Annotated in this window: 10 protein-coding genes and 1 tRNA gene; 9 read left to right on the forward strand and 2 right to left on the reverse strand. The window is 44.0% G+C overall.

The features are described 5' to 3' along the window. Positions 1-379: 379 nt before the first annotated feature. Positions 380-664, reverse strand: a complete 285-nt coding sequence (locus tag O9324_RS15305; protein WP_002741693.1) for a Nif11-like leader peptide family natural product precursor — start codon at positions 662-664, stop codon at positions 380-382. Positions 665-1,046: 382 nt separating this feature from the next. Between O9324_RS15305 and miaB the strand changes: the two genes are divergently transcribed. Both miaB and O9324_RS15315 read left to right on the forward strand, forming a co-directional pair. Then, complete coding sequence (miaB, locus tag O9324_RS15310) at positions 1,047-2,387, forward strand: tRNA (N6-isopentenyl adenosine(37)-C2)-methylthiotransferase MiaB (protein WP_288140623.1); 1,341 nt, start codon at positions 1,047-1,049, stop codon at positions 2,385-2,387. Positions 2,388-2,431: 44 nt separating this feature from the next. Further along, positions 2,432-2,818: a C6orf136 family protein gene (locus tag O9324_RS15315; RefSeq protein WP_288140624.1), complete on the forward strand. Its 387-nt coding sequence runs from the start codon at positions 2,432-2,434 to the stop codon at positions 2,816-2,818. Positions 2,819-3,115: 297 nt separating this feature from the next. Here O9324_RS15315 and O9324_RS15320 read toward each other — a convergent pair whose 3' ends face one another. Beyond that, the gene (locus tag O9324_RS15320) at positions 3,116-4,528 is read right to left on the reverse strand and encodes a slr1306 family protein (RefSeq protein WP_287627396.1); all 1,413 of its coding nucleotides are present in this window, start codon (positions 4,526-4,528) and stop codon (positions 3,116-3,118) included. 177 nt (positions 4,529-4,705) lie between these two features. On the opposite strand from O9324_RS15320, the gene rpmG reads away from it, so the two are divergent. The 7 genes from rpmG to O9324_RS15355 all read left to right on the forward strand — a co-directional run bounded on the left by rpmG (position 4,706) and on the right by O9324_RS15355 (position 10,630). Beyond that, positions 4,706-4,900: a 50S ribosomal protein L33 gene (gene rpmG / locus O9324_RS15325; protein WP_002734724.1), complete on the forward strand. Its 195-nt coding sequence runs from the start codon at positions 4,706-4,708 to the stop codon at positions 4,898-4,900. Positions 4,901-4,940: 40 nt separating this feature from the next. Next, positions 4,941-5,156, forward strand: a complete 216-nt coding sequence (rpsR, locus tag O9324_RS15330; protein ID WP_002770735.1) for a 30S ribosomal protein S18 — start codon at positions 4,941-4,943, stop codon at positions 5,154-5,156. Positions 5,157-5,775: 619 nt separating this feature from the next. Further along, a complete protein-coding gene (locus tag O9324_RS15335; protein ID WP_288140625.1) occupies positions 5,776-8,004 on the forward strand; it encodes a sensor histidine kinase in 2,229 nt (742 codons plus the stop codon). A 76-nt stretch (positions 8,005-8,080) separates the two neighbouring features. Then, positions 8,081-8,153 (forward strand) — tRNA-Phe (locus O9324_RS15340). A 351-nt stretch (positions 8,154-8,504) separates the two neighbouring features. Beyond that, a complete protein-coding gene (locus O9324_RS15345) occupies positions 8,505-9,248 on the forward strand; it encodes a HEAT repeat domain-containing protein (protein ID WP_002770723.1) in 744 nt (247 codons plus the stop codon). After that, complete coding sequence (locus O9324_RS15350) at positions 9,232-9,849, forward strand: flavin prenyltransferase UbiX (protein ID WP_288096370.1); 618 nt, start codon at positions 9,232-9,234, stop codon at positions 9,847-9,849. Before O9324_RS15345 ends, O9324_RS15350 begins: the two co-directional genes overlap by 17 nt. 166 nt (positions 9,850-10,015) lie before the next feature. After that, positions 10,016-10,630 (forward strand): LapA family protein, encoded by a 615-nt coding sequence (locus tag O9324_RS15355; RefSeq protein ID WP_288140626.1) that lies wholly within the window; start codon positions 10,016-10,018, stop codon positions 10,628-10,630. Positions 10,631-11,018: the final 388 nt, after the last annotated feature.

Here is an 11,018-nt window from a genome sequence, read left to right on the forward strand (position 1 = left end):
TTATACTATATACGGCTGGGGTTGGGGAGTGGGGGAGCCTTTGTCAGTGTTGCCAAAGGCACGGCGTAGCCGTCCAGTAAACAGTGATCAGTAAACAGTGAACAGTAATCAGTCAGGGTGAGAGCATCTCAAACGCTATTGACAATTAGCCAATTTTGTGAGCCGTTTGCTGTATAGTTACGAAATCGACCCATTTGGTCGATTTTTGCTTAACAATTGAGATGGCCAATTCTCCTCAAATATGGCTGAATCGCTCTCAGGGTAAGCAACTCACCTAAAGTTCATTTTGTCAAGGATTGTTAAGATGCGCTTACCCTGAGTAATCAGTGAACTGAAAACTCACATCTGATCACTGGTAACTGGTAACTGATCACTGATTCTAGCGATCGATCTCACCTTCGTAGGGTTGGACACCGATCGAGGGATAATTATCGTGGTTAGGACTGAAAACTTCTAAGACTGCATGAGCTAACTTTTGGAAAAAGTCGGGACTCTCGTGCAAGGATTTAAGTGCCGCTTCTAATTCCGGACGGGAGAAATCGAAGCCTTGGGAGCGAGCTATCTCTAGTAATTGCTGAGGATCTTGGGTTGAACGCATTTTTTGACCCAATTCTTCGTTTTTAGCGGCTAAGGCGAAAAAGTCGAACACTTGATTTTTAGACATATAAATACTTTTCCTTTGATGATTAAAGGTGTGGCCTCGGCGGCGTGGAGGTTAAACTGCCTAGTATGGTTCATTTTTATCCTACCAGTCAGGAGATATCCTCAAAGCAAAAGTTTCGTTTTTCTTTGCTTGTATGGCTGAGTATGCTTTTTCTGGGAAATGGGGTGTAGGGTGTGGGGTGTGGGGTGTGACCCCCCCAACCCCCCGACATCGGGGGGGTGTGGGGTGTGGGGTGTGGGGTGTTTTCTCAGTCAACTGATAACTGATAACTGATAACTGATAACTGATAACTGATAACTGAATCCTGCCGACCGCTTTTTTCTAGTCAGAGGATAAATAGCCTAAAATAGAAAGCTGCACTCTTGTTTCTGTGGCCTACATCATGAATAAGTCCCCACGTCGTTACCATATCACCACCTTTGGTTGTCAGATGAATAAAGCTGACTCCGAACGCATGGCGGGTATTTTAGAAGATTTGGGGTTTCAATGGTCTGAGGATGCCAACGAAGCCGATTTAATCCTCTACAATACCTGTACAATTCGCGATAATGCGGAACAGAAGGTATATTCCTATCTCGGCAGACAGGCTAAACGCAAACAAACTCAACCTAATCTTACTTTAGTTGTCGCTGGCTGCGTGGCCCAACAGGAAGGGGAACAATTATTAAGACGGGTTCCCGAAGTGGATTTAATTATCGGTCCCCAACACGCAAATCGTTTGGGAGACTTATTACAACAAGTTTTTGACGGTTCCCAGGTGGTGGCTACCGAACCCATCCACATCATGGAAGATATCACCAAACCGCGCCGGGATAGTAATATTACCGCTTGGGTGAACGTCATCTATGGTTGTAATGAACGCTGTACCTATTGTGTGGTTCCGGGGGTGCGCGGGGTGGAACAATCTCGCACTCCTGCGGCAATTCGAGCAGAAATGGAACAATTAGGACAACAGGGTTATCAAGAAATCACCCTTTTAGGTCAAAATATCGATGCCTACGGACGGGATTTACCCGGAGTAACCGCAAGCGGCCGACATCTGCACAATTTCACCGATTTACTCTACTACATTCACGATGTGGCCGGCATTGAACGTCTCCGTTTTGCCACCAGTCACCCCCGCTATTTTACCGAACGTTTGATTAAAGCTTGTCAGGAATTACCTAAAGTTTGTGAACATTTTCATATCCCTTTTCAATCGGGGGATAATGATATCCTCAAGGCCATGAAACGGGGCTATACTCAGGAAAAATACCGACAAATTATTGCTAATATTCGCAATTTAATGCCGGATGCTGCCATTAGTGCCGATGCGATTGTCGGATTCCCGGGAGAAACAGAGGCACAGTTTGAGAATACTTTAAAATTAGTCGATGAGATTGGTTTTGATCAATTAAATACGGCGGCCTATTCTCCCCGTCCCGGTACTCCGGCCGCTATTTGGGATAATCAATTAAGTGAGCAGGTAAAAAGCGATCGCTTACAAAGATTAAATCATTTAGTGGCGACAAAAGCTGCTGAACGTTCCCAAAGATATTTAGGCAGAATTGAGGAAATTTTAGTGGAAGACGTTAACCCTAAAGATGCTAGTCAAGTTATGGGAAGAACTAGGGGTAATCGCTTAACTTTCTTTACGGGAAATATTGAGGAATTGCGCGGCAAATTTGTTAAGGTTAAAATTACCGAAGTCCGTCCCTTTAGTTTGACGGGAGTGATATTTTAAGTAGTGAAAAAAGACAATAGCTATCGGGAATAATTGGTTATTTTATGGATATTATCGCTATTTTGCAGCAAGATTATCAAAGATTTCCTATTGATCAAACCTATGAAATTTATGCTGATAACGTTTATTTTCAAGACCCTCTCAATCAATTTCGGGGGATTAAACGCTATCGGGAAATGATTGGTTTTATGAGTCAATGGTTTCAAGCTATCAAGATGGATGTCCACGCAATTGAACAGCAGGGAAATATTATTAATACCCGTTGGACATTGCACTGGACAACCCCTTTACCTTGGCGGCCTCGCATCGCTATTTCTGGACGCAGTGAATTAACTCTCGATGACAATAATCTGATTATTTCTCATATCGATTATTGGGATTGTTCACGCTGGGATGTGCTGCGTCAGCATTTACCTTTTCCCAGTTCTTAACTAGGGTCTGCTGAAAAAGTTTTTCGTGGGGACAGGGTGTGGGGTGTGGGGTGTGGGGTGTGGGGTGACCACTTCGTGCGCGTTGCGGGGGGAAGTGGGGTGACCACTTCGTGCGCGTTGCGGGGGGAAGTGGGGAAATTGAACTAAAACCCTAAAACCCCAAAACCCTAAAACCCTAAAACCTGAATCCTGAATCCTGAATCCTGAATCCTGAATCCTGAATCCTGAATCCTGAATCCTGACTCCTCAAAACCTAAGACTCTGTACTTCACAACTATGGAAATTGCTATAGATTTTTTAACCAGAAAATGCCGACCAACGAGCGCTCATTTGCTTGACAAAATCCTGTAAAAATGCTAGGCGCTGATTTTGTTCCCAGACCTGTTTAACTTTATTCTGCAAACTCGTCCAATTCCAATCATTATTCAGTTGCTCGTTAATTTCCTGTTCTTGGAAATATTCAACTAAACTTAAACCAGCTAAACGAGTTAAATAGGCTGCCCCGATTCCCTGCACTGTACCACCGGCAATATAAGTAATCGCATTTCCCTTGAGAATCGTTCCTAATGCTTGGGTTGTCACTTCTACCATGCCCAATTGTACCATCATTTTCCCCAGGGTAGTCATGGCTGTTTTTGCCTGTTCAAGGGACATTTTTTGTTGATAAATTGCCCCTAAATCCACTAACATTTGAGCGTTAGTGGCTGCCGCTAAAACTAAATCTAGGGCCGCAAGAGGATTAGCAAAAGTGGCAGTAGCAGCTATCCATTGGTATTGTTCGATAACAGGTAAAGCCTTTTTGCGTCGGGATTGATTAAGTAATTGTTTGGTTTCCTTGGCTAATTCGAGCGCTTGTCTCCAGATAGTTCCCAGAACTAATTCGGACTTTTCTTGTTCGATAATTTGTCGGAGATGATTATCTAAAGGAGTGATAACCACGGTTTGGGGTTCCGTCCATTCCTTGATTTCTCCATTGCTTTGATGTTGACGAACTTTTAGGGGTTCAGGGGCAGCGGCTATGGCTAAAATATGATGAGCGGGAATAGTTTCTTTCAGTCTTTGTTTCAGGGAAAGGAGAATTTCTTCTCTGGTTTCGGCAGGTAAACGATCCTGTTTATTCAGTAACAGGATAACACGCTGGTGCATTCGATCGAATTGCTGGAGTATTTGCCATTCGGAATCGCTTAAATCCCCATTGATGAGATACAAAACTAGGTCGGCTGCCAGAGCTTTTTTCTGGTTAGCGGTGGAGTCGAAAGTTAGAAGCGGTTCCGTTTCCAGAAAAGCGATAGATTCCCCAAAGTTGCCGCTTTCTAGTAGTTTTTTTAAGGCAGTTTTACCAGTTTTTCTAGCACCGGTAATGGCAATTTTCAGGTCTTGGCGACTAAATTCTTCATTTAATTGGGTTAAACTGGTTTTGAGTGGGGTTAAGTCTTGATTGGGGTCTTCGTTGGCCAGATAATTAATTATCTTCTCGGCCTTGCTAATCGCTTGTTTAACCTTTTCTAGACTCAGGGGAGTGGGAGGTGAAAAATCGATTTTCGTGTTGGGTTTTTGCCAAAACCAGATACCAGCACCAAGAGCAATCGCACCGAAAATACCCCATGAACCGATTTCGCTCAGTCTGCTATTGAGAGTTTCCCCCAGGGTGAAAGCGATGGTAATGCCTATCCCCGTCACTAAAATCGGTTTACCCAATCTTCCCGTCATTTTTCCTCATCCTCGCCAACTGCTGTGATTATTCTAGCTTTTTTGTGCTGGATTTCATCTCAAAATCAACTTTTCAGCCGACAATTCCTCGCCGGTGTCCCGGCTGCTCTTGCCTAAAAAGCCTCAGATATGTCATAATGATCGATTGCGTGTAAATTTACCCGATCCCCTGTTGTTATGGCTAGTAAAAAAGGCGTTCGCCTAATCATCACTGTAGAATGCACGGAATGCCGCAGTAATCCCGATAAGCGTACCCCCGGCGTTTCTCGCTACACCACCAGCAAAAACCGCCGCAATACCACCGGCAGACTGGAAATCAAGAAATACTGTCCCCACTGCAATAAGCACACCGTCCACAAGGAAATTAAGTAAACACACTTTAGTTAAAAAGTCAAGCAATCTTTACAAATCTATGAGCTACTATCGTAAACGTCTCTCTCCCATCTCCCCCAGTCAACCGATTGACTACAAAGACACCGAACTCCTCCGCAAATTCATCACCGAACGCGGCAAAATTCTGCCTAGACGTATCACCGGTTTAACTTCTAAACAACAGCGAGATTTAACGGAAGCGGTGAAACGGGCCCGTTTAATGGCTTTATTGCCTTTTGTCAACCAAGAAGCCTAAATTCAGTGATCAGTAATCAGTAATCAGTGAACAGTGATCACTGAAAATAACATATATAATTGGCTAATTAAAGCAGTTATCTTCATGGTGAGGTAGGAAGTTCTCCTTTTGGAGAGCCGGTCGTCGATACCAAATTAGGTTATGCTTCCTCTTGATGAGAAACGCTGTATTTGATAAGTAATAGGACAAAATTAAGTAGGGAGGCACAATTATTTGTAGGATGGGTTAGCGGTAGCGCAACCCATGGGGGAGTTGGGTTTCATGCTTCAACCCAACCTACCTTCATCTTATATTTAATTCCACCCACCCACTTAACTTCTTGGTGAGCATAGGCACTCATGGAAGAAGTAGTTAGATATGTGTAATTAATTGTGTCTAGCTACTTAACTTAAAACTTAAACCTGATAACTGATAACTGATAACTGATAACTGATAACTGATAAGCGATCTCAGTATATTGGGGTTGCTTTCTCGTTTTTGCAAAGAAATATATCGAAATCGGCAGCGGATGGGAAAATTCGTGCGAGAATCTAAAGAAATTGTTAAATCGCCCTAGGAGTAGCCAACGATTTTGTGATTATCGATCCAAATCCACCAATTAGCACAATGGGAGGCTCTTATGGAAAAGCAGCCATCAGAAATCGAGATCGAGCTAGATACACAGCTAAAAGCGGAGTATTCCGAGCAGTTTCTGCGTAGTATATTTAATTCCGTGCAAGCGTCGATTTTTGTAGTGGACGTGCTGGAAAATAGAGATTTTCGCTATGTGGGAGCAAACCCCGTTCATGAACGCTGGACAGGATTGCGTTCATCAGAGATTAAAGGCAAAACTCCCGAACAAATCCTTCCCCCCGATGATGCGCGCAGTGTGCGGCAACACTATAGTGATTGTGTGCGTTACGGAACGACTATTTCCTACGAACAGTATTTACCTTTTCAAAATATACCCTACTGGTGGCTGACAACTTTAACACCCCTACGGGATAACAATGCGCGTATCTATCGTTTGGTGGGAACCAGTACCAATATCACCGAACGCAAACAGGCCGAAGAAGCTTTAAGATTACAAGCAGAACGGGAACAACTACTGGGGGTAATGCAGGAAAGAATCCGACAATCGTTGGATCTCGATCGCATTTTGCAAAGAACTGTTAAAGAAGTGCGACAATTTCTCAACTGCGATCGAGTGTTAATTTATCGTTTATTCCCCGATCATAGTGGCATGATTGTGGTGGAATCCCATACTGTGAGGATTAATTCCGTCTTAGGAAACAGCATCCAGGATCCCTGTTTTAATTTATCCCCAGAACGTCTGGAAAATTATCGTCGCGGGAGAATTCAAGTTATTGAAAATGTCCATAATTCGGGACTTGATCCCTGTTATCGCAGCCTACTCACCTCTTTGCAAGTACAGGCTAACTTGGTGGTGCCAATTATCTGCGATAACCAACTCTGGGGGTTACTAATTGCCCAAAATTGCCAAAAAACCCGCTCTTGGCAATCCCAAGAAATCGATCTGCTCAAACAATTAGCCATTCAAGTGGGAATTGCCATTCAACAAGCAGAACTGCACCAACGGGTAAAATGCTTGAATACTGCCTTAGAATCGGAGGTTCAGCAAAGAACCGCCGAATTGCAGATGACTTTGAAGTATGAAGCATTAATCGGACGGATTACCGAAAAAATTCGCGATAGTCTCGATGAAAATCATATTCTGCAAACCACCACTAGGGAATTAGTCCAGGTTTTACCCGTAGAACGGGCCCAAATTGAGCTTTACAATCCCAGTCGCAGCCAAGCCACTATTGTCCACGAATATACCACTCAAGAGTTGATCTGTCAGGGAATTAGCCGTCAAATTAGCGATTTTCCCGAAATCTATCAACCGCTGCTGCACAAACAAATTTTACAATTTGTTGATCGTCTTCCCCTTGGCAATCCGCAAATCTGTCGTGTTAACCGTTGCGCTTGTCCTATCTTTGACGATCAGGGTTTTTTGGGCAATATTTGGCTAATTAGACCAGCTAATCAGATTTTTAACTCCTTAGAAACTAATTTGATTCAACATATTGCCACCGAATGTGCGATCGCTATTCGCCAGGCGCGACTTTACGAATCTTCCCAAGCACAAGTGAGGGAATTAGAAAAACTGGAAAGATTAAAAAGCGAATTCCTGAAAACCCTTTCCCATGAACTGCGAACCCCGATTACCAGCATTCGTCTAGCGGTGGAAACCCTAGAAAGTCTCCTGGAATATCAAGGGATCGAGATTGATCCACAGGATTCGATCGGTGAACTGTTGCAAATTCTTAACATTGAATCTCAACGTCAGAGTAAGTTAGTTAATGATCTGTTGACTTTAACCTATCTGGATGCGGAAACCGAACCCCCAGCGTTCGAAACAATCGACTTACTTTCTTGGCTACCCTTATTAGTGGAACCTTTTCGCACTCTCACCCGCGAGCGACAACAGCAGTTAATTTTAGATATAGATGGGGATATACCAGAGATTAACAGCAATCTTTGTGATATCGAACGCATCATAGCGGAATTACTGACCAATGCTTCTAAATATACCCCAGAACAAGGGATAATTAGGGTAAATGTCTGGCGTGCAGACGAGCAAATATTAATTAGTGTGAGTAATTCAGGAGTAGAAATCGCTCCAGAGGAATTATCAAGAATATTTGCTCCTTTTTATCGCATTCCTCACCACGATCCCTGGCGCTACAGTGGCACCGGTTTAGGTTTAGCTTTAGTCCACAAACTGATTAAACCCCTGAATGCCACCATCGATGTCACCAGTGCCAATGCTGTCACCACTTTTACCCTCACCTTGCCAATCTAGTCAAGCAGAAAACTTTTTAGAAAAAAACCTTGCAATTATTTCGAGGGCGTGCTATATTGAGAAAGGACTGAAAAACGCCGAGATAGCTCAGTTGGTAGAGCAGAGGACTGAAAATCCTCGTGTCCGCGGTTCAAATCCGCGTCTTGGCATCTAAAAAAAACAAAATTTGCCCTGTATTTACTTTCTAATCTGCTAGGTTTTGTAAATGCAAGGATAGGCGGTGAGAATGCGTCTTAGCTTATAAGTGATGATATGGGCCGCAGATATTCGCTCGAATTAGAGTCTTCAGTTCACAGTAACGCACAGAAAACGGGTTTCTCCGAGAAACCCGTTTTCTACTCATGCACTCAGGCAAAAAGGGGAATAAATAATCAGTCTTTAATAACCAGCTTTAGTATGATTACTGATCACTGATCACTGAAAAGTCTCCCCCAACCCGCAACCACTTTTTGATTTTGGGCTTGACGTGAGCGGTCACGGATTAAGATAATCTAACAAGTATGTACGACAATGAAATCCTAGACTCTAGCAATTCCTTAAATAATCCTCTCGATGGGAGCGATCCGGATCAAGCAGCGGAAATCCCCCCCGATCCGGAGGAAATGCTCTCATTGCTTACTTCTGCTCATGTCAGCGAGAGGATGATCGCCGCTCGCGCCTTTTGTGAATTGCGTGACGAAAGAGCGATCGCTCCTTTACTAGAGATGTTAAACGATGTCTGTCCCCTAGTGCGTGTCAGTGTCGCCTACGCTTTGGGTAGAAATCCCAGTCTTAGCTCTGTGGAACCCTTAATCGATTTACTGGCCAGAGATTGGAATGGTTACGTCAGAAAAGGGGTAGTTTGGGCCCTGGGTAACTGTGCTGATCCCAGAGCGATCGAGCCTTTGGTTCATGCTCTTAAAACTGATATTTCGGCGGTGCGATTATGGGCCGCCAGTAGTTTGGCCCAGATTGCCAAGGTCAATTATGAAGATATAATCACCGTGTTGCCGCCTTTAATTGAAGGATTGCGCCGAGATTTAATTGCGGCGGTGCGGAGTAATTGCGCTTGGTCGATCGGTCAATTATGCCGAGAATTGCCCTTAAATGTGATTTATGCCACGGCGATCGATGCTTTGATCGAGGCCTTGGTGGAAGATGAGGATTTAGGTGTCAAGGAAGATGCTAGGGGTGCTTTATTAAAAGTGGGCGACCCGAGAGGATTACAATTGATCGAGGAATTAGAGCTTGAAGGAATTATCTAAACCGCTAATTTTGGGCGTTACGGGGGCATCAGGACTGATTTATGCCGTCCGTACTCTCAAATATCTACTTTTAGCCGACTACACGATCGATCTAGTGGCCTCCAAATCAGCTTACACTGTCTGGCAAGCGGAAGATAATATGCGGATGCCGCCAGAACCGGAGCTGCAAGAACAATTTTGGCGCGGCCAATGCGGGGTGATGGAAGGGGGAAAACTACGCTGTCATCGTTGGGGTGATGTGGGGGCAACGATCGCCAGTGGTTCCTATCGTACCCTTGGTATGGTAATTATTCCCTGTAGCATGAGTACAGTGGCCAAATTAGCGGGGGGATTAAGTTCCGATTTGCTAGAAAGAGCGGCCGATGTGCAGATTAAGGAGGGCAGAAAATTGGTTTTAGTGCCGCGAGAAACCCCTTTTAGTTTAATTCATCTGCGTAATTTAACTACTTTGGCCGAGGCGGGCGTTAGAATTGTGCCAGCAATACCGGCCTGGTATCACCATCCCCAATCGATCGAGGATTTGGTCGATTTTGTCATCGCTCGTACCCTCGATCAGTTAGATATCGATTGTGTGGCCATTAATCGCTGGCAAGGACATTGACAGTTATCAGTTATCAGTTATCAGTTATCAGTTATCAGTGGGTAAGTTATCAGTTATCAGATGTAAGTTTTAAGTTTTAAGTTAATTAGTTAGTTATCTTTATCTTTATACCTGTTTACTGATCACTGTTTACTGATCACTGATCACTGAATCAAGGGAGGTAAAAATGGGCTGGATTATGGTCTTATTTGCGATCGCTGTGGGCGGATTACTGATCTGGCAGAATCTGGGGGCGATCACTTTGGTCTTTTTTGGCGGTATTATGACGGTAAAACTACCCCTAGCGGTCTGGGTGTTACTTTTCACCCTAGTGGGAATTATCAGTGGTTTAACCCTGCAATTTCTCTATAGTTTTGGTCGTCCTTTGGCTGCCCCAAAAGCTTCCCCTCGTATAGCGAATAATCCTACAGTCCCACCCCCATCTCCCCGACCTACCTATATTCAGGATACTACTCCGTCTGCACGGGGTAACGATTGGGAAAGAGATAGCGGTGATGATTGGAATTTTGATACACCCCCCGAAAAACCGACGACCATTCAGGATCGGGAAGAATTTCCGCCTAGGGTTGCCGATGAGGAAAAAGCGAATTTTGTCAAGCCTCCAGAGGACAGTTCTCAAACTGGCTCAGTTTATTCCTATAGTTACCGCACAGCCAAACAGACTCGCGGGGAAAAAGCCGATCAAGTTTACGATGTCAATTATCGGATTATTACGCCCCCCGCCCAGGATGAAAACGGAGAACGGGAGGTAAACAAAGGGGATGAGGAAGATTGGATTTGAACTTTGACAGAGTAGAGGTTTCTACCTGAATCCCTCAGAGAAGACAAACTGTTCCGGCCTTGTCTCCTGTCTTACCGAAAACTTGGGTTTAAGGTTCCCCGCACGACCGGGCGGCTTTTAGATAATAGGTTGTCAGTTTAATATTTAATGTGTTAAAATAGGTTTATCCTTAAAATTTTAGCGTAAATGTTTGTCCTAGAGTTTAAAGGGTGCGATTCGTTCTTCTGAAAGTTAGTATAACAACCTGGCGTATAGAAGACAAGGAACAGTAACAACTGAACCTTGACAACTTATCTTCTGTGTAGGTGAGGAACTCGATTCCAAGTCCTACCCCGTAGATATTGCGGTGACAGCATAACCCTTAGCCACTTAGGATTGGTAATCCTAT

Source organism: Microcystis sp. LE19-84.1B (assembly GCF_027531875.1).
GTDB lineage: Bacteria > Cyanobacteriota > Cyanobacteriia > Cyanobacteriales > Microcystaceae > Microcystis > Microcystis panniformis.